The organism is Xanthomonas hortorum pv. pelargonii, assembly GCF_024499015.1.
GTDB lineage: Bacteria > Pseudomonadota > Gammaproteobacteria > Xanthomonadales > Xanthomonadaceae > Xanthomonas > Xanthomonas hortorum_B.
In genome coordinates, this window is the sequence record NZ_CP098604.1 from 4279646 (window position 1) to 4301779 (window position 22134).

19 protein-coding genes and 1 tRNA gene are annotated in these 22134 nt (G+C 61.7%); all 20 read left to right on the forward strand.

The window, feature by feature from the left end:
- Positions 1 to 525: 525 nt before the first annotated feature.
- The 20 genes from thrS to NDY25_RS18485 all read left to right on the forward strand — a co-directional run bounded on the left by thrS (position 526) and on the right by NDY25_RS18485 (position 22131).
- The gene (gene thrS / locus NDY25_RS18390; RefSeq protein WP_168958448.1) at positions 526 to 2430 is read left to right on the forward strand and encodes a threonine--tRNA ligase; all 1905 of its coding nucleotides are present in this window, start codon (positions 526 to 528) and stop codon (positions 2428 to 2430) included.
- Positions 2431 to 2478: 48 nt separating this feature from the next.
- Positions 2479 to 3021, forward strand: a complete 543-nt coding sequence (infC, locus tag NDY25_RS18395; protein WP_080639730.1) for a translation initiation factor IF-3 — start codon at positions 2479 to 2481, stop codon at positions 3019 to 3021.
- Positions 3022 to 3261: 240 nt separating this feature from the next.
- The gene (rpmI, locus tag NDY25_RS18400) at positions 3262 to 3459 is read left to right on the forward strand and encodes a 50S ribosomal protein L35 (RefSeq protein ID WP_006449141.1); all 198 of its coding nucleotides are present in this window, start codon (positions 3262 to 3264) and stop codon (positions 3457 to 3459) included.
- 10 nt (positions 3460 to 3469) lie between these two features.
- On the forward strand, positions 3470 to 3829 hold the full coding sequence (gene rplT, locus NDY25_RS18405) for a 50S ribosomal protein L20 (protein WP_006449140.1): 360 nt from the start codon (positions 3470 to 3472) through the stop codon (positions 3827 to 3829).
- Positions 3830 to 4113: 284 nt separating this feature from the next.
- Entirely contained in the window at positions 4114 to 5109 is a 996-nt protein-coding gene (locus NDY25_RS18410; RefSeq protein ID WP_168958447.1) for a phenylalanine--tRNA ligase subunit alpha, read from the forward strand.
- Positions 5110 to 5238: 129 nt separating this feature from the next.
- On the forward strand, positions 5239 to 7617 hold the full coding sequence (gene pheT / locus NDY25_RS18415) for a phenylalanine--tRNA ligase subunit beta (protein ID WP_168958446.1): 2379 nt from the start codon (positions 5239 to 5241) through the stop codon (positions 7615 to 7617).
- 21 nt (positions 7618 to 7638) lie between these two features.
- Positions 7639 to 7938, forward strand: a complete 300-nt coding sequence (locus tag NDY25_RS18420) for an integration host factor subunit alpha (protein WP_002811076.1) — start codon at positions 7639 to 7641, stop codon at positions 7936 to 7938.
- Positions 7919 to 8275, forward strand: coding sequence for a MerR family transcriptional regulator (locus tag NDY25_RS18425; protein ID WP_005995911.1), 357 nt, complete (start codon positions 7919 to 7921; stop codon positions 8273 to 8275). Before NDY25_RS18420 ends, NDY25_RS18425 begins: the two co-directional genes overlap by 20 nt.
- 61 nt (positions 8276 to 8336) lie before the next feature.
- Positions 8337 to 8413 (forward strand) — tRNA-Pro (locus NDY25_RS18430).
- Positions 8414 to 8885: 472 nt separating this feature from the next.
- Positions 8886 to 9584 (forward strand): polysaccharide biosynthesis/export family protein, encoded by a 699-nt coding sequence (locus NDY25_RS18435; protein ID WP_168958445.1) that lies wholly within the window; start codon positions 8886 to 8888, stop codon positions 9582 to 9584.
- Positions 9566 to 11005: a GumC family protein gene (locus NDY25_RS18440; RefSeq protein ID WP_251754885.1), complete on the forward strand. Its 1440-nt coding sequence runs from the start codon at positions 9566 to 9568 to the stop codon at positions 11003 to 11005. Before NDY25_RS18435 ends, NDY25_RS18440 begins: the two co-directional genes overlap by 19 nt.
- 243 nt (positions 11006 to 11248) lie before the next feature.
- Positions 11249 to 12703, forward strand: a complete 1455-nt coding sequence (locus NDY25_RS18445) for an undecaprenyl-phosphate glucose phosphotransferase (protein ID WP_023904402.1) — start codon at positions 11249 to 11251, stop codon at positions 12701 to 12703.
- 94 nt (positions 12704 to 12797) lie between these two features.
- Entirely contained in the window at positions 12798 to 14084 is a 1287-nt protein-coding gene (locus tag NDY25_RS18450; protein ID WP_168958464.1) for a polysaccharide biosynthesis protein GumE, read from the forward strand.
- Positions 14081 to 15172, forward strand: coding sequence for an acyltransferase family protein (locus NDY25_RS18455; protein WP_168958443.1), 1092 nt, complete (start codon positions 14081 to 14083; stop codon positions 15170 to 15172). Before NDY25_RS18450 ends, NDY25_RS18455 begins: the two co-directional genes overlap by 4 nt.
- Positions 15173 to 15185: 13 nt before the next feature.
- On the forward strand, positions 15186 to 16274 hold the full coding sequence (locus tag NDY25_RS18460) for an acyltransferase family protein (protein WP_168958442.1): 1089 nt from the start codon (positions 15186 to 15188) through the stop codon (positions 16272 to 16274).
- Between the two features lie 67 nt (positions 16275 to 16341).
- Positions 16342 to 17484, forward strand: coding sequence for a glycosyltransferase family 4 protein (locus NDY25_RS18465; RefSeq protein ID WP_168958441.1), 1143 nt, complete (start codon positions 16342 to 16344; stop codon positions 17482 to 17484).
- Complete coding sequence (locus tag NDY25_RS18470) at positions 17481 to 18530, forward strand: glycosyltransferase (RefSeq protein ID WP_251754883.1); 1050 nt, start codon at positions 17481 to 17483, stop codon at positions 18528 to 18530. The genes NDY25_RS18465 and NDY25_RS18470 overlap by 4 nt, the downstream gene beginning before the upstream one ends.
- A gap of 17 nt (positions 18531 to 18547) precedes the next feature.
- The gene (locus NDY25_RS18475) at positions 18548 to 20032 is read left to right on the forward strand and encodes a lipopolysaccharide biosynthesis protein (protein ID WP_043889285.1); all 1485 of its coding nucleotides are present in this window, start codon (positions 18548 to 18550) and stop codon (positions 20030 to 20032) included.
- A gap of 64 nt (positions 20033 to 20096) precedes the next feature.
- Positions 20097 to 21296, forward strand: coding sequence for a GumK N-terminal domain-containing glycosyltransferase (locus NDY25_RS18480; RefSeq protein ID WP_168958439.1), 1200 nt, complete (start codon positions 20097 to 20099; stop codon positions 21294 to 21296).
- Positions 21297 to 21336: 40 nt separating this feature from the next.
- On the forward strand, positions 21337 to 22131 hold the full coding sequence (locus NDY25_RS18485) for a polysaccharide pyruvyl transferase family protein (protein WP_168958438.1): 795 nt from the start codon (positions 21337 to 21339) through the stop codon (positions 22129 to 22131).
- The last annotated feature ends 3 nt before the right edge of the window (positions 22132 to 22134 follow it).

Below are 22134 nucleotides of genomic sequence, written 5' to 3' on the forward strand. Positions count from 1 at the left end.
GAAGTTAAAGGGTTTCTCGAGGTTTCATCTAGGATCACCCTGCGGTATTGCGACTCATGATTGAGCCTTTGAGGCTTCTCTCTGAGCTCATAGTGACGCTTCTGAGTGCGATCAATACGTATGCACGGATGCGTTGGGACGCTGCTACACCATTACGCTAATGCATTCGTTTTGGCGCGTCTTGTGCGCGTGATGATCATCCTCAGCACTGGCACGACAGGTGGCCGGTCTCATGCCACGCGCCCGCGGGCCACGTGCCGGCATGCGCAACGCCGCGCTGATTGGTTTACCATTCGCCTCCAAGACCACTTGCGAGAAGGTGGCCCGCGCTCCGCGCCGGCCCAGCGTGCGACATGAGCACTACCACCGCCCACTGCTGATTCCGGCCGCGCCAGTTCGCACGGCGCCCGCACGGCGTTCTTTCTGCACCACCTCTCGCCGCATCCATATCCGAGCCTGTCCCGCAGTGGGCAGATCTCCCTTGCAGCCGTCGCGCTGCAGCCAGCACAGACCTCATTCTTGCCCATGATCAACATCACGCTCCCCGACGGCAGCCGTCGCGAATTTGAATCCCCTGTCTCGGTGATGCAGGTCGCCCAGTCGATCGGCGCCGGCCTGGCCAAGGCCACCATCGCCGGCCAGGTGGACGGCCAACTGGTCGATGCCAGCGACGTCATCGAGCACGACGCCAGCTTGCGCATCATCACCGCCAAGGACGCCGAAGGCGTGGAGATCATCCGCCACTCCTGCGCGCATCTGGTCGGGCATGCGGTCAAGCAGCTGTACCCGGACGTCAAGATGGTGATCGGCCCGGTCATCGCCGAAGGCTTCTATTACGACATCTACAGCGAACGCCCGTTCACGCCGGACGACATGGCCGCGATCGAGCAGCGCATGCAGGAATTGATCGCGCAGGACTACGAGGTGATCAAGAAGGTCACCCCGCGTGCCGAGGTGATCGAGGTGTTCGCCCGGCGCGGTGAGGAATACAAGCTGCGTCTGATCGAGGACATGTCCGACGACATCACCGCGATGGGCCTGTACTACCACCAGGAATACGTGGACATGTGCCGTGGCCCGCACGTGCCCAATACGCGCTTCCTCAAGGCCTTCAAGCTCACGCGCATTTCCGGTGCCTACTGGCGCGGCGATGCCAAGAACGAGCAGCTGCAGCGCATCTACGGCACCGCCTGGGCCGACAAGAAACAGCTGGACGCCTACATCCTGCGCATGGAAGAAGCCGACAAGCGCGACCATCGCCGCATCGGCAAGCAGCAGGACCTGTTCCATCTGCAGGAAGAGGCGCCCGGCCTGGTGTTCTGGCATCCCAAGGGCTGGTCGCTGTGGCAGGTGGTCGAGCAATACATGCGCAAGGTCTACCGCGACAGCGGCTACGGCGAAGTGCGTTGCCCGCAGATCCTGGACGTGTCGCTGTGGCAGAAATCCGGTCACTGGGACAACTATCAGGACGCGATGTTCTTCACCGAGTCGGAGAAGCGCACCTACGCGGTCAAGCCGATGAACTGCCCCGGCCACGTGCAGGTGTTCAACCAGGGCCTGCACAGCTACCGCGATCTGCCGATCCGCTACGGCGAGTTCGGCGCCTGCCACCGCAACGAGCCCTCCGGCGCGCTGCACGGCATCCTGCGCGTGCGCGGCTTCACCCAGGACGACGGGCATGTGTTCTGCCTGGAATCGCAGATCGAAGCCGAAGTCACCGCCTTCCATCAGCAGGCCCTGGCGGTCTACACCGCGTTCGGCTTCGACGACATCGAGATCAAGATCGCGCTGCGTCCGGAAAAGCGCCTGGGCGACGACGTCACCTGGGACAAGGCCGAAGCAGCGCTGCGCAGCGCGCTGGGCGTGTGCGGGGTGGAGTGGCAGGAGCTGCCGGGCGAGGGCGCCTTCTACGGCCCCAAGATCGAATATCACCTCAAGGACGCCATCGGCCGCACCTGGCAGCTGGGCACCATGCAGGTCGATTTCATGATGCCCGGCCGCCTTGGCGCCGAGTACGTGGATGAGCACAGCCAGAAAAAGCATCCGGTCATGCTGCACCGGGCGATCGTCGGGTCGATGGAGCGTTTCATCGGCATTTTGATCGAACACCACGCCGGCGCGTTCCCCTCCTGGCTCGCCCCGGTCCAGGTCGTTGTCGCAAATATCACCGATGCCCAGGCAGACTATGTGGACTTGGTTCGGAAAACCCTTGCAAATCAAGGCTTCCGTGTAAACGCCGATTTGCGTAACGAGAAGATCGGATATAAGATTCGTGAGCATACGCTGCAACGCGTGCCCTATCTGCTCGTGGTCGGTGACCGCGAGAAGGGAAACGGCGCCGTCGCCGTGCGGACACGTTCGGGAGAAGACCTCGGGACCATGACGGTCTCGGCCTTCGTCGAGCGTCTGCAGGCAGAGCAGGCAGCGTGAGCCAACCCCGGCCGGTCTGGATGATCCGGATGCGCCGGTTCGATTCCCCTGGGAGATTGCAATATCAGTACCCCTGACAACAAACAGAACCGCAAGAACCAAGAAATCCGCGTGCCGCGCGTCCGCGTGATCGGCAGCGACGGAGAGATGGTCGGCGTGTTGTCGCGCGACGAAGCGCTCGCCAAGGCCGAGGAAGAAGGCCTCGATCTGGTCGAAATCCAGCCGCAGGCCGATCCGCCGGTCTGCAAGATCATGGATTTCGGCAAGTTCAAGTTCGAGCAGCAGAAAAAGGCCAACGAGGCCAAGAAGAAGACCAAGCAGGTCGAGATCAAGGAACTCAAGTTCCGTCCGGTCACGGACGAGGGCGACTACCAGATCAAGCTGCGCAACATGCGTCGCTTCCTGGAAGAGGGCGACAAGGTCAAGGTCAACATCCGCTTCCGTGGCCGCGAAATGAGCCACCAGGAGCTGGGTCGCGAAATGGCGTCCCGGATCGAGGCCGATCTTGGCGAAGACATCGTCATCGAGTCGCGTCCGCGCCTGGAAGGGCGGCAGATGGTCATGATGATCGCGCCCAAGAAGAAGATCTGATCCCGCGTTGCGGCCGGCCCCGGCGGGGTCGGCTGCAGTGCAGACAGCAGCGATTTGCAAGAATTCCCGGCAACGGGCATACTGCGCGGCCCGGTTTTACCGTGGCGCCGCGCAAGCGGTACAGGACCTGTCCGGATCGTGTTCGATCAAGGACTTACAAGCAGGCAAGGGCAAGGATGGAAAGCGTGGTCGCAAGACTGCCGCCCGGGTCAGTGACAAAACACCATCAAGGACATTGCAATGCCCAAGATCAAGACCAACCGGGCGGCGGCCAAGCGTTTCCGCAAGACCGCCTCCGGCAAGTACAAGTGCGGCCACGCAAACCGTAGCCACATCCTCACGAAGAAAGCGACCAAGCGGAAGCGCAACTTGCGGCAGACGAACCACGTCCGTCCCGAGGACGCGGGCCGTCTCGATCGTATGCTTCCCTATCTCTGAGGACTGAACCATGGCACGAGTAAAGCGTGGTGTGCAGGCGCGCCGCCGCCACAAGAAAATTCTGAATCTGGCGAAGGGCTACTACAACGCCCGTCGTAAGGTCTTCCGCGTTGCCAAGCAGGCGGTCATCAAGGCACAGCAGTACGCCTACATTGGCCGTAAGCAGAAGAAGCGCGTGTTCCGTGCGCTTTGGATCACCCGCATCAATGCGGCTGCCCGCATCAATGGTCTGAGCTACAGCCGTTTCATGAACGGCATGCTCAAGGCTGGTATCACCCTGGACCGCAAGGTGCTGGCTGATATCGCCGTGCACGACGCCGCCGGCTTTGCCGCGCTGGCTGAGAAGGCTAAGGGCGCGTTAGCTGCGTAAATGCAGGTCCCTCGCAAGAACTCGCACGGTGTAAGTGCGAGTCCTTCGCAAGAGCCCGCACATCCATGTGCGGACTTTTGAAGGGGTAGTTCCCGTCAGAGCTTGTGCATTCGTGTGCACTCTCTGACCGGAGCGAAGCAGATATTCGGGGGAAGGGCGCGAGTCCTTCCCTTTGCGTTTTAGACAGTCGGCATCGGTGGATTCGATGGCTGGCAAGATATGTGGTAATGCGTTCCGGTGCATCCGGAAACACCGTTCGGCTGAGCAGTTGAGGCGCGAGTGCAATGAGTGAGATTCAATCCCTGACCGAGCGCGCGCTGGCCGATGTGGCCGCCGCACAGACGCCGGACCAACTGGAAGCCTTGCGCGTTGCATTGCTGGGCAAGAGCGGAAGCATCACCGCCCAGCTCAAGCAGCTCGGCACGCTGCCGGCCGATCAACGCAAGGCCGCTGGCGAAGCGATCAATCTGTCGCGCGACGCGCTGACCGCTGCACTGTCAGAGCGCAAACACACGCTGGAAAACGCTGCGCTGGACGCACGTCTGGCTGGCGAGCGCATCGATGTCACATTGCCGGGCCGTCGCAGCGAGCGCGGCGGATTGCACCCGGTCACGCGCACGCTCGAGCGCATCGTCGAGATCTTTGCACGCCTGGGGTATGAGCTGTCCGATGGTCCTGAGATCGAGGACGACTGGCATAACTTCGAAGCTTTGAATTTTCCGCCGCACCATCCGGCGCGCGCGATGCACGACACGTTTTATTTTGGCGATGGCCGCCTGTTGCGCACCCATACCTCAGGTGTGCAGGTGCGTTACATGGATGCGCACAAGCCGCCGCTGCGCATGATCGCGGCCGGCAAGGTGTATCGCTCCGATTCGGACCAGACCCATTCGCCGATGTTCCATCAGGTGGAAGGCCTGCTGGTGGACGAGCACTCCAACTTCGCCGACCTCAAGGGCACCTTGTCCGAGTTCGTGCGTGCGTTCTTCGAGCGCGATTTCGAAATGCGTCTCCGCCCCAGCTATTTCCCGTTCGTGGAGCCGGGTGCGGAAGTGGACATCGCCTGGCAGCAGCCCGACGGCAGCACGCGCTGGCTGGAAGTGCTGGGTTGCGGCATGGTGCACCCGAACGTGCTGCGCAGCGTCGGCATCGACCCGGAGCGCTACACCGGCTTCGCGTTCGGCCTGGGCGTGGAGCGCTTTGCGATGCTGCGCTACGGCGTCAACGACCTGCGCGCGTTCTTCGAGAACGATGTGCGCTTCCTCAGGCAATTTGCCTGACGGCTGGGAATCGGGAATCGGGAGTGGAGAATCGGAGCAGCCAAGCGCGCTCCCAGCCCACCTTCCAGATCCCCGAAGACCTCCCGCTGTTGCGATTCCCGATTCCCTATTCTCCATTCCCGGCCCCTCATGAAATTCTCTGAAAATTGGCTGCGCAGCCACGTCCCCATCCAGGCCAGCCGCGACGAACTTGCCGCGACGCTGACGGCGATCGGTCTGGAGGTCGAAGAGGTCACGCCATTGGGCGAGGCCCTGGGTCAGGTGGTGGTGGCGCGCATCGTCGAGGCGGTGCGTCATCCGGAGGCCGATCGTCTGCAGGTCTGCAGCGTCGACGCAGGGCAGGGCGAGTTGCTGCAGATCGTGTGTGGCGCGCCCAATGCGCGTGCCGGTCTGGTGGCGCCGTTGGCGCTGGTCGGTGCGCAGATCGGTGCGCTGACCATCACCGCGGCCAAGCTGCGCGGTGTGGCGTCCAACGGCATGTTGTGTTCGGCCAAGGAGCTGGGCCTGGACAGCGATGCCTCCGGCCTGTTCGAGCTGCCGGACGATGCGCCAGTGGGTCAGGCCTTGGCCGAGTATCTGGGGCTGCCCGATGCCAGCATCGAGATCAAGCTCACGCCCAATCGCGCCGATTGTTTCAGCGTGCGCGGCATTGCCTTCGATGTGGCCGCAGCCTGCGCCAGCGAAGTGGTGGCCTTCGATGCGGGCGCGGTGGCGCCGGTGTCGACGCGGACCTTGTCAATGGAGCTGGAGGCCGGCAACGAGGCGCCGCGTTACTGCGGTCGCGTGATCGAAGGCATCGACCCGGCGGCAAAAACGCCGGTGTGGTTGGCCGAGCGGCTGCGTCGCTGTGGCGTGCGTCCGGTGTCGCTGCTGGTGGATATCACCCAGTACGTGATGCTGGAGCTCGGCCAGCCGATGCATGCGTTCGACCTGGACACGCTGCAGGGGCCGATCGGTGTGCGGCGTTCGCGCAGTGGCGAGCAGCTCGCGCTGCTGGATGGGCGTCAGGTCACCTTGGACGATAGCTTTCTTACCATCACCGATGCAGGCCGGCTGGTTGCGCTGGCCGGTCTGATGGGCGGGTTGGAGACGCGTGTCACCGAGGCCACGCGCAACGTATTTCTGGAATCGGCGTATTTCGATCCGGCCGCGATCATGGGCCGTGGCCGCAAGCTCGGGCTGCATACCGATGCCGGTCATCGCTTCGAGCGTGGTGTGGATCCGGCATTGCCGCCACAGGCGATCGAAGTGGCGACACGGCTGGTGCTGGAGCTGGCCGGTGGGACGCCGGGCCCGGTGGTGCATGCGCAATTGCGGCAGCATCTGCCGCAGCCTGCGCGCATCCTGCTGCGGCGTGCGCGGATCTCGCGCGTGCTGGGCATCCAGATCGACGATGCCGAGGTTGTGCGCATTCTGACCGCGCTCGGCATGCAGCTCGACGCGGTGGCCGAAGGTTGGCAGGTGATGGCGCCGAGCCGTCGCTTCGACATCGCCATCGAAGAAGATCTGATCGAAGAGCTTGCGCGTATCCACGGCTACGACCGTGTGCCGACCACGCTGCCCGGTGGCGCAAGCCGGATCGCGATGCCGAGCGAAACCCAGCTGGACGAACTCAGCGTGCGTCGCCAGCTGGTGGCGCGCGAGCTGCAGGAAACCATCAATTACGCCTTTGTCGATGCGAACCTGTTGGAGCGCTGGCAGCTGACCGATGGTCTGGTGCCGTTGGCGAACCCGCTCAGTGCGGAACTTGCAATCATGCGTCCGCGCTTGTTGCCGGGTCTGGTGGCGACGCTGGGCCGCAACGCCGCCCGCCAGGCCGGGCGGGTGCGCCTGTTCGAGCTGGGCAAGGTATTCACCGCGTCCGCCGAGACCGGCGCCGCGCCGCAGGAAGCGCAGCACGTCGCCGCAGCAGTCTGTGGCGATGCCTTGGCGCTGCAGTGGGGCGAGTCTGCACGCAAGGTGGATTTCCACGATCTGAAGGGCGATCTGGTGGCGCTGGCTGCGGCCAGTGGCGCGGTGCTGGATTTCCAGCCTTCCACGCAGGCATTCGGGCATCCGGGGCGGTCGGCCGATATCCATCGCGATGGCGTGCACATCGGCTGGATCGGGCAGGTGCATCCGCGTCTGGCCAAGCAGTTGGAGATCGACGTGGACGTGATCGCGTTCGAGCTGCAGCTGGCGCCGCTGGTGCAGCGTGCGCTGCCGCGTGCCGGCGAGCTGTCGCGATTCCCCTCGGTGCGTCGCGATCTGGCCTTCCTGGTGCCGGAAGAGGTGAGCTGGGCGGCGCTGTCTGCCAGTGTGCGCACCACGGTTGGCCCGTTGTTGCGCGAGGTGCAGCTGTTCGATCGCTATGTCGGGCAGGGGGTCGAGCCAGGTTTCAAGAGTCTGGCTATGGGCTTGATTTTGCAGGATAACTCGCGCACTCTCACCGACCGGGACGTCGACGCAGTCGTTGCCGATGTGGTGGCCGTGATCGAGCGCGCGCACCGCGCCCGGATTCGGAGTTGAGGCGGTAACCAGGGGATTGGCATGGCATTGACGAAAGCGGAGATGGCCGAGCGTCTGTTCGACGAGGTCGGTCTGAACAAGCGCGAGGCAAAGGAATTTGTCGACGCCTTCTTCGATGTGCTGCGCGATGCGCTGGAGCAGGGCCGTCAGGTGAAGTTGTCCGGTTTCGGCAACTTCGATCTGCGGCGCAAGAATCAACGGCCCGGTCGGAATCCCAAGACCGGTGAGGAAATTCCGATTTCGGCCCGCACGGTGGTGACCTTCCGTCCGGGCCAGAAGCTCAAGGAGCGGGTGGAGGCTTATGCTGGATCCGGGCAGTAATCGCGAGCTACCGCCGATCCCGGCCAAGCGCTACTTCACCATCGGCGAGGTCAGCGAGTTGTGCGATGTCAAACCGCATGTGCTGCGCTATTGGGAAACCGAATTTCCAAGCCTGGAGCCGGTCAAGCGGCGCGGCAATCGGCGCTATTACCAGCGTCACGACGTGCTGATGGTGCGGCAGATCCGCGGCCTGCTGTACGAACAGGGCTACACCATCGGTGGTGCACGTCTGCGCCTGGAAGGCGATGGCGCCAAGAGCGAGTCGGCGTTGAGCAACCAGATCATCAAGCAGGTGCGCATGGAGCTGGAAGAAGTGTTGCAACTGCTGCGCCGCTAGGAAATTGTGTCGCAAAGCCGCTATAATCGCAGGCCGTCCTCGCGACGGAGTGCAGCATCTTCGGGGTATAGCGCAGCCTGGTAGCGCACTAGTCTGGGGGACTAGTGGTCGTCGGTTCAAATCCGGCTACCCCGACCAAGCACAAGGCCCATGTCTTTACTGGCATGGGCTTTTTTGTTGCGTCGCAACATGCCGATTCCGAGGCTTCAGCAAGGGGTTCGCATATGCAGAACGGCATATTGCGCTGCAGCAGGAAAAGGGCCGAAGAGCCCGCTTTACACGGTCCCGTCTGCTGTGGACCTGGATCACAGAGCGGTGCTAAGTATCCGAAAATCCTCCAAATCATTAGCGCGTGATTAGTAACTGGATCACGTTTTGTTAACGTCGCAACGACGAACTTGAATCAATAGGCCAACGCCGTCAAAAAAATGGCGTGCAGCGTCTTGCGATGTTTTCTTTCTATGCCATAGTGCAGTGCAACACGTCACACCTGTCGTGATCCCGATGTCATACGGGATGAATTTCTCTGTCGTACGTTCGTGCTGGCGTGTTGGCCGGTTGAATGCTGCGCGGGTTCCTGTCCCACCAATCAAGGCAGCCAGCTACACGCATGAAAAGACTGATCGAACGATTCTGCCAAGGCCTCAGCCTGGCGTTGATCTGCTCGATGACACTGGGCGCTTGCAGCACCGGTCCGAAGATGGCGGACTCTCTGCCGCTCCCGGATCCGCTTGCGATGTCCGCAGTGCAGCCAGAGTATCGACTGGCGCCGGGCGACTTGCTGTTGGTCAAGGTGTTTCAAGTCGACGATCTGGAGCGGCAGGTCCGCATCGATCAGAACGGTCACATCTCGCTACCACTGATCGGCGATGTCAAGGCCACCGGCCTGGGCGTTGGCGAGCTGGAAAAACTGGTCGCAGAACGCTACGCCGCCGGATATCTGCAGCAGCCGCAAGTGTCGGTGTTCGTGCAGGAGTCCAACGGCCGCCGGGTCACGGTCACTGGTGCGGTGGATGCGCCCGGGATCTACCCGGTGATCGGCTCCAACCTGACCTTGCAGCAAGCGATTGCGCAGGCAAAGGGTGTCAGTACGGTGGCCAGCCGCGGCAATGTCATTGTCTTCCGCATCGTCAATGGGCAAAAAATGATCGCTAGATTCGACCTGACCGAGATCGAGAAGGGTGCCAATCCCGACCCGGAGATCTACGGCGGCGACATCGTTGTGGTGTATCGCTCGGACGCACGCATCTGGCTGCGCACCATGCTTGAACTGACCCCCTTGGTAATGGTGTGGCGCGCTTACCGATGAGTATGAATTCCGAAAATCGTTCCTCTTCTTCTCATCGTCACGGCCATCTCGAGCTGGCGGATGTGGGTTTGCTCGACTACTGGCGTGCGCTGGTCTCGCAGCGCTGGTTGATCATCGGGATCACGCTGTTCGCAGTGCTGCTGGCCTTCGGCATCACGCTGTTGATGCCGGAGAAGTACCGCGCCACTAGCACGCTGCAGATCGAGCGTGATTCGCTCAACGTGGTGAACGTCGACAATCTGATGCCGGTGGAGTCGCCGCAGGATCGCGATTTCTACCAGACCCAGTACCAGTTGCTGCAGAGCCGTTCGTTGGCGCGTGCAGTGATCCGCGAAGCCAAGCTGGACCAGGAGCCGGCGTTCAAGGCGCAGGTCGACGAGGCACTGGAGAAGGCTGCGGCCAAGAATCCGGAAGCCGGCAAGTCGGTCGATTCGCGCCAGGCGATCGTGGAGCGCACCTTGACCGACACTCTGCTGGCCGGATTGGTGGTCGAGCCGATCCTCAATTCGCGCCTGGTCTACGTCAATTACGACTCGCCGGATCCGGTGCTGGCCGCCAAGATCGCCAACACCTATACCAAGGTCTTCATCGTCAGCACGCAAGAGCGCCGGATGAACGCGTCCTCGTTTGCGACCAAGTTCCTGTCCGAACGTCTGGAGCAGTTGCGCGGCAAGGTCGAAGACTCGGAAAAGACGCTGGTCTCTTATTCGACTCAGGAGCAGATCGTGTCGATGGGCGATGACAAGCCATCGCTTGCGGCGCAGAACCTGGGCGATCTCAACGCGATGCTTGCCTCTGCACAGGACACGCGCATCAAGGCCGAGGCGGCATGGCGTCAGGTCAGCACCGGCGACAGCATGTCGTTGCCGCAGGTGCTGGGCAATCCGTTGATCCAGAGCCTGCGCGGTGAGCAGATCCGTTTGAACACCGAGTACCAGCAGAAGCTGTCGACCTTCAAGCCGGACTATCCGGAAATGCGGCGCCTGAAGGCGCAGATCGAAGAGTCGCGCCGTCAGATCAATGGCGAGGTCATCAACATCCGTCAATCGTTGAAGGCCGCCTACGACGCCTCGGTGCAGCAGGAGCGTTTGCTCAACGAGCGCATTGCCGGTCTGCGCAGCAACGAGCTGGATCTGCAGAGTCGCAGCATCCAATACAACATGCTCAAGCGCGACGTCGATACCAACCGTCAGCTTTACGATGCGCTCCTGCAGCGTTACAAAGAGATCGGTGTTGCGAGCAACGTGGGCGCCAACAACGTGACCATCGTCGATACCGCAGACGTGCCTACGTCGAAGACTTCACCGAAACTCAAATTGAACCTCGCCTTAGGCTTCATCTTTGGCGTATTCCTTGGTGTGGCTGTGGCCCTCGTGCGCTACTTCCTGCGAGGCAACGGGCCGGAGACGCGGTTGAACTGACATCGTGATGTTGCAAAACGGTGGTTAATTTAAGTGACAACTGATTCAGCGTGGAAAAAGTCGGATCCCGTAAGTTTTGGGATCCCTCGTTTGAAAGTTTGTCTCTGTTGAAACAAAGCGCTGTCGTGCGATCTGGGGTCGGTAAGTATTACCGCGGTGATCGTTCGACGGAGATGATTGAAAGCTCGCGTGCGTTTCGTATGTTCCCCCGCATGCGCCGTATCGAGTTTGGAGGACATCCCCATGCTTTTGGCAGACTTGAGTAGCGCGACCTACACCACATCCTCGCCGCGATTGTTGTCCAAGTATTCGGCTGCAGCCGACCTGGTTTTGCGCGTCTTCGACCTCACCATGGTCGTGGTCTCCGGACTGATTGCGTATCGCATCGTGTTCGGCTCCTGGGTGCCGGCGGCGCCCTATCGGGTCGCGATCGCCACCACCTTGTTGTATTCGGTGATCTGCTTTGCGCTGTTCCCGCTGTATCGCAGCTGGCGCGGTCGCGGGTTGTTGAGCGAGTTGTTGGTCCTGGGTGGTGCGTTCGGTGGTGTGTTCGCGTTGTTCGCGGTGCACGCGCTGATCGTACAGGTGGGCGAGCAGGTCTCGCGCGGCTGGATCGGCCTGTGGTTCGTCGGTGGCCTGGCTTCGCTGGTGGCGGCACGTACGGTGTTGCGCGGCTTCTTGAACCATCTGCGTACGCAAGGCGTGGACGTGCAGCGTGTGGTGGTGGTGGGTCTGCGCCATCCGGTGATGAAGATCAATCACTACCTCAGCCGCAATCCATGGGTCGGCATGAATCTGGTCGGCTACTTCCGTACGCCGTACGACATCGCCGTGACCGAGCAGCGGCAGTCGTTGCCGTGCCTGGGCGACCCGGACGCGTTGATCGAGTATCTGAAGGACAACCAGGTCGAGCAGGTATGGATCTCGCTGCCGCTGGGCGAGCGCGATCACATCAAGCAGTTGCTGCAGCGTCTGGATCGTTATCCGATCAACGTCAAGCTGGTGCCGGATCTTTTCGACTTCGGTCTGTTGAATCAGTCTGGCGAGCAGATCGGCAATGTGCCGGTGATCAATCTGCGTCAGGGCGGTGTGGATCGCGACAATTACTTCGTGGTCGCCAAGGCGCTGCAGGACAAGATCCTGGCCGTGATCGCGCTGATGGGCCTATGGCCGTTGATGGCGGCGATTGCGGTGGGCGTCAAGATGAGTTCGCCGGGCCCGGTGTTCTTCCGTCAGCGTCGTCATGGTCTTGGCGGTCGCGAGTTCTACATGTTCAAGTTCCGCTCGATGCGCGTGCATGACGACCACGGCACCACCATCCAGCAGGCGACCAAGAACGACACCCGCATCACGCGCTTCGGTTCGTTTCTGCGTCGCAGCAGCCTGGATGAGTTGCCGCAGATCTTCAACGTGCTGGGCGGCAGCATGTCGATCGTAGGCCCGCGTCCGCACGCCGCGCAGCACAACACGCACTACGAAAAGCTGATCAACCATTACATGCAGCGGCACTACGTCAAGCCGGGGATCACCGGTTGGGCGCAGGTGAACGGTTTCCGTGGCGAAACCCCGGAACTGCGCACGATGAAGAAGCGTATCCAGTACGACCTCGACTACATCCGTCGTTGGTCGCTGTGGCTGGATATCCGCATCATCGTGCTGACCGCGGTGCGTGTGTTCGGACAGAAGACCGCGTACTGATGATGGTGGGTAGTGTGCGACCTGGCGCGTCCAGCGCCGCGGGCGGCTGCATCGCAGCCGCCCCTTTCAAGCAGGCGTCTGCATGCTGATCCAAATGAGCGAGGAGACCCGCGTTCGCTGGCATAACCTGCTGATCGAACTGACGCTGTTGGTCGGCGTGGGTTACAACCTGGTGCTGGCGCTGATCAACGCGAACGTGTTCACGGTGCGTCCGGTGATCACCTATGCAGTCGAGTTCATCATCTACGCCGCGTGCTTCCTGCTTGGCCTGGGCTCGATGAGCCGCAAGCGCATCGCGTTGATCATCAGCGGGTTGGGGCTGATCGTCACCTTGATGTTCGTGCGCTTTCTGGTGAACTGGCAGATCGATCCTAAATTTTTCCGCGATGCCCTGGTGGTGTTTGCGTTTGTCGTGCTGGGTTCGGCCTATACCGGGTCTGTGCCCAAGCTGTTCGTGCGCATGACGATCATCGTCTCGCTGGTTGCCGCCTTCGAGCTGGCGATGCCAAGCGCCTACGGCGATCTGGTCAATCCGAAGAGCTTCTTCGTCAATGCGCGTGGCATGAGCGCGGAAGGCTTCTGGAACGAAGACAGCAATCTGTTCGTCAGCGCCACGCGGCCGGGCGAGCGTAACTTCCTGCCGGGCTCCAACTTGCCGCGCGCCTCCTCGATGTTCATCGAGCCGGTGACGATGGGCAATTACATCTGCTTTTTCACCGCAATCGTGTTGGTGTTCTGGCGTTGGATGCGGCCGTCGATGCTGATTCTGTCGGTCGGCTTGATCGGTTTCATGATCGTTGCCTCCGATGGACGCCTCGCGGCGGGCACCTGTGTGCTGATGGTGTTGCTGTCGCCGCTATTGAAACGCCTGGATCAGCGACTGGCGTTCCTGGTGTTTCTGGTGGTGATCATGACCGCATGGTTGCTGGTGTGGATCACCGGGATCACCGCCTATCAGGACAACACGATGGGGCGGATATTCTTCACCGTGTATTCGATGAACAACCTGTCGTTCGAGTCCTGGATGGGCCTGGATTTTGCGCAGGCGTATCGCTACTTCGACAGTGGTATTGCCTACTTCATCGCATCGCAGTCGATCGTTGGCGTGCTGGCGTTTCTGTTGTCCTATTCGTTCCTGCTGCTGATGCCGAGCAAGGAAGGGCAGCTGTTCAAGAATCTGGCGATCTTTGCGTTCGCGCTGAGTCTGCTGGTGTCCAACGGCTACTTTTCGATCAAGACCTCGGCGCTGTGGTGGTTCGTGTGCGGCTGCATGTGGCACATGCTGCCGACCTGGTCTGCTGCAACGACGGCTAAGGTGAGCAAGCAGGATCCAACCGACGATGGCGGGCAGCTGTCATTGCCTGCGGGAGGGGCGCGATGAATCTGGCGGCGACGCAGGCACAGCAGCCGGTCTTGCCGACTGCCGGCGCACACGTCGCCACCCCGCAACGCGGTCGCGACTTGCGTATCGATGCCACCAAGGCGATCGCGATTTTGCTGGTGGTGTTTTGCCACGCCAAGGGCGTGCCGCACGGCATGACCTTGTTCGCCTACAGCTTCCATGTGCCGCTGTTTTTTCTGGTCTCCGGCTGGCTGGCCTCCGGGTACGCCTCGCGCGCCACAGGGTTGTCGCAGACCGTCAGCAAGCAGGCGCGCAGCCTGTTGCTGCCATATGTGGTGTTCTATCTGCTTGGCTATGCGTACTGGCTGCTGACGCGCAATATCGGCGAAAAAGCTGCACGTTGGGGCAGTCACCCGTGGTGGGAGCCGATCGTGGCGATGTTCACCGGGATCGGCCCGGACCTGTACGTGCAGCCTCCGCTGTGGTTTCTGCCGGTAATGCTGGTGACGGTGGTTGGCTACGTGCTGCTACGCCGCTGGCTGTCGCCGGTGGTGATTGCGGTGGCGTCGCTGGTCGTGGCCTGGTTCTGGATGCACTGGTTCCCGGCACAGGGTGTGCGGATTTTTTTCGGACTGGATGTGCTACCGGTGTCGCTGTGCTTCTATGCACTTGGCGCCTTGCTGATCCACCTCTCGCCGCACCTGCCGAAGTCGTTGGTTGGGAGCGTGCTTGCGACGGTAGTGCTGGCGATTGCGGTTGCCTGGCTGGCTGATGTCAACGGCCGGATCGACGTCAACATGCTGGAATTCGGCCGCAGTCATGCGCTGTTTCTGCTGAGTGCATTGCTTGGGTCGCTGATGGTGATCTGCGCCGCGCGGTTGGTGCAAGGCTGGGTATGGGTGCAGTGGATCGGGCGCAATACGTTGTTGATCCTGTGCACGCACATGCTGGTGTTTTTCGTGCTCTCCGGTGTTGCGGCACTGGCTGGTGGATTCGGTGCCTCGCGTCCGGGGCTTGGCTGGGCGTTGTTCGTCACCGTCTTCGCGTTGGCCGCATGCGTGCCGCTGCGCTGGTTCCTGATGCGTTTCGCACCGTGGACATTGGGTGCCCGCACGGTGGCGGCATGACCGGCACCGCGCCATGACGACCGCGCCGTATTCCACTGCAGCCAGGCACGACAGCTCGGGGGCCAGGGCCGCGCCATCACCGGCGCTGACCCGCGATTGGCAGATCGATGCAGCAAAAGCGCTGGCCATCGTGCTGGTGGTGTTGGGGCATGCCAGCGGCATGCCGGCGGCCTACAAGCTGTTCGCCTACAGCTTTCACGTTCCGTTGTTTTTTGTGCTGTCCGGCTGGGTGGGCGAGCGCTTCGGTCGCCGTGCAATGACGGTGGCGACGATCAAGAAGTTGGCGCGCACGCTGCTCATTCCCTACCTTGCGTTCTTTCTGGTGGCCTACGCTTGCTGGATGTTGATGGGAGTGACCAGCCGCGCGGCGCATCCATCGCACAGCTTGCCGTGGTGGGATCCGTTTGCGGGTTTGTTCTGGGCCAACGGCGCAAGCCTGTATGTGCTTCCGGCGTTGTGGTTTTTGCCGGCGCTGTTTGTCACCACGCTCGCCTACATTGCATTGCGCGCGCGCTTGAGTACGACGGTGCTGGCTGCAACCTGCCTGCCGCTTGCATTGGCATGGGCCGGCTGGTTCCCGTCGCTGCAGCTACGGCTTCCGTTTGCGTTTGACGTATTGCCGGTCGCGCTGTTCTTCATCGCCGTTGGCGGCTGGCTATCGCGCTACGCCGATGCGCTGCGATCGCTTGGCGCCATGGCGTGGGCATTGGCACTCCCGGTGCTGGCAGTAGCCTGGTGGTGGTTGGCGGCATGGAACGGGCAAGTGGATGTGAACAATCTGCAGTTCGGGCAGTCCGCTGCGGCGTTTTTGCTGGTCAGCCTGCTGGGCACGGCGATGAACTTGTGCGTTGCCTACTTCGTTCGGCAATGGCGTTGGCTGCAGTGGATTGGCGCCAACACCTTGCTGATTCTGTGCACGCATACGCTGGTGTTTCTGGTACTCACCAGCGTGGTGGCACGTACCGGTGTGATCGCACCCAGCATGATCGGCACGCCAGCATGGGCGATGAGTTTGTGCACGGTGGCGATTGTTGCCAGTGTGCCGATGCGTGCAGTGTTGGTGCGCATTGCGCCGTGGATGTTGGGGTTGAAAGGTAAATGACGAGCTTCCAGAATCATCAGCCGTCGCAACACGCAGTTGCGCGTTGCGGGCACAGGAGATTGGCGTAATGAAAGTGGTGCATGTTGTCCGCCAATTCCATCCTTCGATCGGAGGCATGGAGGAAGTCGTTCTCAATGTGGCCCGTCAACATCAGGCCAACAGTGCCGATACTGTGGAGATCGTGACGTTGGACCGGGTGTTCACCGATCCAGGCGCGCAACTTGCTGCGCAGGAAACCCATCAGGGCCTGCCGATCCGGCGCATCGGTTACCGCGGTTCGTCGCGCTACCCGTTTGCGCCATCGGTGCTCGGTGCGATTCGCTCGGCGGATCTGGTGCATCTGCATGGCATCGATTTTTTCTACGACTATCTTGCGCTGACCAAGCCGCTGCATGGCAAGCCGATGGTGGTCTCCACGCATGGCGGGTTTTTCCATACCGCCTACGCCTCGCGGATGAAGCAGTTGTGGTTTCAGACGCTGACCCGCACCTCTGCGCTGGCGTATGCGCGGGTGATCGCTACCAGCGAGAACGATGGCGATCTGTTCGCCAAGGTGGTGTCGCCGGCGCGCCTGCGGGTGATCGAGAACGGCGTTGACGTGGAGAAGTACGCAGGGCAGGGCGCAACAACGCCCGGCCGCACAATGCTTTATTTCGGGCGCTGGTCGGTGAACAAGGGGCTGATCGAAACCCTGGAGTTGCTCCAAGCCGCGCTCAAGCGCGATCCGCAGTGGCGGCTGATCATCGCCGGCCGCGAGTACGATTTGAACGAGGCCGATCTGCGCAAGGCGATCGCCGAGCGTGGCTTGCAGGACAAGGTGCAGCTGAGCATGTCGCCTTCGCAGGAAGAGCTGCGTACGCTGATGCATCAGGCGCAGTTCTTCGTGTGCCTGTCGCGGCATGAAGGGTTCGGCATTGCGGCAGTCGAGGCGATGAGTGCGGGCCTGATTCCGATCCTCAGCGATATCCCGCCGTTCGTGCGTCTTGCCGGCGAGTCCGGTCAGGGCGTGATCGTCAATCGCGACAGGCTCGAGATAGCGGCCGATCAGGTGCAGGCGCTTGCGCTGCAGGCGGATGCGGATTTCGACACGCGTCGCGCCGCATCCATGGCGTATGTGAGCCGCTACGACTGGAAACATGTGGTGGGGCGCTATATCGACGAATACCACACCGCGCTGGGCACGCGCCGCGCGCAGGAGGCGGTGCGATGAGTGCGCTTGCGTCTGCCTCGCTGACGCGTGCGGCCACGCAGCCGCAGGTCACCGTGCTGTTCTCCACCGAGAAGCCCAACGCCAACACCAATCCGTATCTGACTCAGCTCTACGCTTCGTTGCCGGATGCGGTGCAACCGCGCTTCTTCTCGATGCGCGATGCGTTGTTGTCGCGTTACGACGTACTGCATCTGCATTGGCCGGAATATCTGCTGCGTCATCCGAGTGCTGCCGGCACGTTGGCCAAGCAGGTGTGTGCGGCGCTGTTGTTGCTCAAGCTGCAACTGACCGGCACGCCGGTGGTGCGTACCTTGCACAACCTGGCGCCGCACGAAGATCGCGATTGGCGTGAGCGCAACCTGTTGCGGTGGATCGACCGTTTGACGCGTCGCTGGATCCGCATCAATGCGACCACGCCGCCGCGACCGCCGTTCACCGACACCATCCTGCATGGCCATTACCGCGACTGGTTCGCGACCATGCAGCAGGGCAGTACGGTGCCGGGGCGGCTGCTGCACTTCGGTTTGATTCGTCCGTACAAGGGTGTGGAAACGCTGCTGGATGTGATGCGCGAAGTGGACGATGCGCGCTTGAATCTACGCATCGTCGGCAACCCAGCCACGCCGCAGATGCGCACGCTGGTGGAGGATGCCTGCGCGCAGGATCCACGTGTCACCGCGCTGCTGGCCTATGTGGAAGAGCCGGTGTTGGCGCGCGAAGTCAGCCAGGCCGAGCTGGTGGTGTTGCCGTATCGGCAGATGCACAACTCCGGTACGCTGCTGCTGGCGTTGTCGCTGGCGCGCCCGGTGCTGGCACCGTGGAGCGAGTCGAATGCGGCCATTGCCGAGGAAGTCGGCCCGGGCTGGGTGTTTCTCTATGAAGGCGACTTCGATGCAGCGCTGCTGACCGGCATGCTGGACAAGGTACGCGCCGCGCCACGCGGCCCGGCACCGGATCTTTCGCAACGTGATTGGCCACGGATCGGGCAGTTGCACTACCGCACCTACCTGGAAGCGCTCGGCAAGGATGGAGACGCCGCGCTGTGACCGCAGAGATCCCAACGATGACATCCCCCACGCCGCCCCCACCACGCAGCCTCGGTTCGCGTGCCGCAGGTGGCGCAGCGGTGACCATGATCGGCCAGTCGGCCAAGATGGTCGTGCAGTTCGGCGGCATCATTTTGCTGGCGCGGTTGCTGACGCCTTACGACTACGGCTTGATGGCGATGGTCACCGCGATCGTCGGTGCTGCCGAGATCCTGCGCGATTTCGGTCTGTCCGCCGCTGCCGTGCAAGCCAAGCATGTGAGCCGCGAACAACGCGACAACCTGTTCTGGATCAACAGCGGTATCGGCTTGTCGCTATCGGTGGTGGTGTATGCCTCTGCCCACCTGATCGCCAATTTCTACAAAGAGCCGGCGCTGGTGATGATCTCGCAGGCGCTGGCGGTGACCTTCCTGATCAACGGCATGACCACGCAGTACCGCGCGCATCTGAGCCGTGGTCTGCGCTTCGGGCAGGTGGCGTTGAGTGATGTCGGTTCGCAGGTGCTGGGCTTGGTTGCAGCTGTTGCTGCGGCGTTGCTCGGGTGGGGTTATTGGGCGCTGGTGGTGCAGCAGGTGGTGCAAGCCAGCGTCAATTTCTTGATCGCCGCGAGTTGCTCACGCTGGTTGCCACGCGGCTACCAGCGTGCCGCGCCGATGCGCGATTTCATGAGCTTCGGCTGGAATCTGATGGCCGCGCAGTTGCTGGGATATGCCAGCCGCAATGTCGGCCAGGTCATCATCGGTTGGCGGACCGGCCCGGACGCACTGGGCCTGTACAACCGCGCCTTCCAATTGCTGATGATGCCGTTGAACCAGATCAACGCGCCGGCGACCAGCGTGGCGTTGCCGGTGCTGTCGCAGCTGCAGGACGACCGCGAACGCTTCAACGCTTTCCTGCTGCGTGGGCAAACGGTGATGGTGCACTTGATCTTTGCACTGTTCGCCTTTTCCTGTGCGCTGGCGATGCCGTTGATCGTGCTGGTGCTTGGCGAGCAGTGGCGCGATGCGGTTCCGTTGTTTCAGGTGTTGACCCTGGGCGGAATTTTCCAGACCGCGTCCTACGCCACCTATTGGGTCTTCCTGTCCAAGGGATTGATGCGCCAGCAGCTTATTTACTCGCTGGTCGGGCGCATCGTGCTGATTGGTTGCATCTTTGCCGGCTCGCGCTGGGGCGCGATGGGCGTGGCGATCGGCTATTCGTTCGGGCTGCTATTGATCTGGCCGTTGTCGCTGGTCTGGATTGGCAAGATTTCCGACGCGCCAGTGCGCTCGCTGTTTACCAACGCCTTGCGCCCGATGGTGGCCTACGGTGTGGCCGGTGGCTGCGCGTACTACGCCTCCGTCGTGGCCGGTGGCCCGTTGTGGCAGCAACTTGCCGCTGGGGCAGGGGCGATGGCAGCCGTCTGTCTGCTGGCCCTGGCGATCTGGCCGGCGTTCCGCCGCGATGTGCTGTCCATCGTCAATATCCGCAAATTACTGACCCAGGCCAAGGCACGCCGATGAGATCGACACTGTCCTCGCCTGCGTTTGTGCATGCTCTTTTCCACTCATCCATAGGACACGGCCCATGAGCGACACACCCGCCGCCGCTACCGGCATTGCCCGGCCTTGCTATCTGGTCTTGTCCGCACACGATTACCGTACGCCGCGTCGCGCCAATATCCACTTCATCACCGATCAACTGGCATTGCGCGGGACCACGCGATTTTTCTCGCTGCGCTATAGCAGGCTCTCGCGCATGAAGGGCGACATGCGACTGCCGCTGGATGAAACGGCGAACACTGTCGTCTCGCACAAGGGGGTCGACTGCTATCTATGGCGCACCACGGTGCACCCGTTCAATACGCGCCGCGCGTGGCTACGCGCGGTCGAGGATGCGATGTTTCGCTGGTACGCCGCGCATCCACCGCGTCAGTTGCTTGACTGGATGCGCGAGGCGGACGTGATCGTGTTCGAGAGTGGCATCGCAGTTGCTTTCATCGAGCTCGCCAAGCGCATCAATCCTGCGGCCAAGCTGGTCTATCGTGCATCCGATGCCTTGAGCACGATCAATGTCGCTTCCTACATCGAGCGCGAGTTCGACCGTGTTGCGCCAACACTCGATGTGATTGCACTGGTGTCGCCAGCGATGGCCGAGGAAGTGGCAAGCCGCGACAACGTCTATCACGTCGGTCATGGCGTGGATCACAACCTGGACCAGCTGGGCGATCCATCGCCGTATGGCGAGGGCATCCACGCGGTGGCAGTGGGCTCGATGTTGTTCGATCCGGAATTCTTCGTTGTCGCCAGCAAGGCCTTTCCGCACGTCACGTTCCATGTGATCGGCTCGGGCATGGGGCGTCATCCTGGTTACGGCGACAACGTGACGGTCTATGGCGAAATGAAGCATGTCGAGACCATCGGCTACATCAAGCACGCCCGTTTCGGCATCGCGCCTTATGCATCCGAGCAGGTGCCGATCTATCTGGCCGACAGCTCGATGAAGCTATTGCAGTACGATTTTTTTGGGCTGCCGGCAGTCTGCCCGAACGTCGTCGTCGGGCCCTATCAGTCGCGTTTCGGCTACACTCCAGGCGACGCTGATTCGATCATTGCGGCAATCGGGCTGGCATTGGAAGCACCTCACGTGCGCTATCGCCAGTGCCTGAATTGGTCCGATACCACCGATCGCGTGCTCAATCCCGGTGCGTATCCAGAGACCCGCTTGTACCCGCAGAACACCGGCGCAGCCGCGCGCACCTCCGCGGAGGCTGCGCTCTCGCATTGATGCGGCTCGCTCATTCGTTTTTTAAAGGAGATCCCTCACGATGGCCAACGCTTTACTGCAGAAGTGGATAGAACATGCCGAACGTCGTGCATTGTTCTGGTGGCAGCCGAAAAACGCTGGCGTCAACATGGGGGATCACCTGTCCAAGGTGATCGTCTCCTGCGTGCTGTCCTTGCAGGACAAAACGCTGATTGAAAAGCGCGATCTCAGCAAGAAATTGATCGCGATCGGCTCGGTGCTGCACTTCGCCAAAGATGGCGACACCGTCTGGGGCAGTGGCATCAACGGCAAGATTCCGGCCGAACGCAACACCTTCAGTACGCTCGACGTGCGTGCGGTGCGTGGGCCGAAGACGCGCAAGTTTTTGATGGAGCGCGGCATCGCGGTGCCCGAGGTCTATGGCGACCCTGGTCTGCTGACGCCGATGTTCTTTCCCGCCGATGCGCTTGGCGCGGTAAACAAGCGTCCGTTCGCCATCGTTCCGCACTTCAACGAGCCGGTCGAAAAATACAGCGCGTATGCCGACCATCTGGTGTTTCCCAACGTCAAGCCTGCGACCTTCATGAGCGCACTGCTGGGCGCCGAGTTGGTGATCAGCAGCTCGCTGCACGGGCTGATTCTGGCCGAGGCGTACGGGATCCCGGCGGTATATCTGGACTGGGGCAACGGCGAAGACCGCTTCAAGTACGACGACTACTACAACGGCACCGGACGCACGCAGTGGCATTCGGGCAATAGCGTGGAAGAGTGCCTGAATCTGGGCGGCAATGGCGAGTTCGACCTGGCGAGTTTGCAGGCCGGATTGCTGGCCGCATTCCCTTACGACCTTTGGTGATTC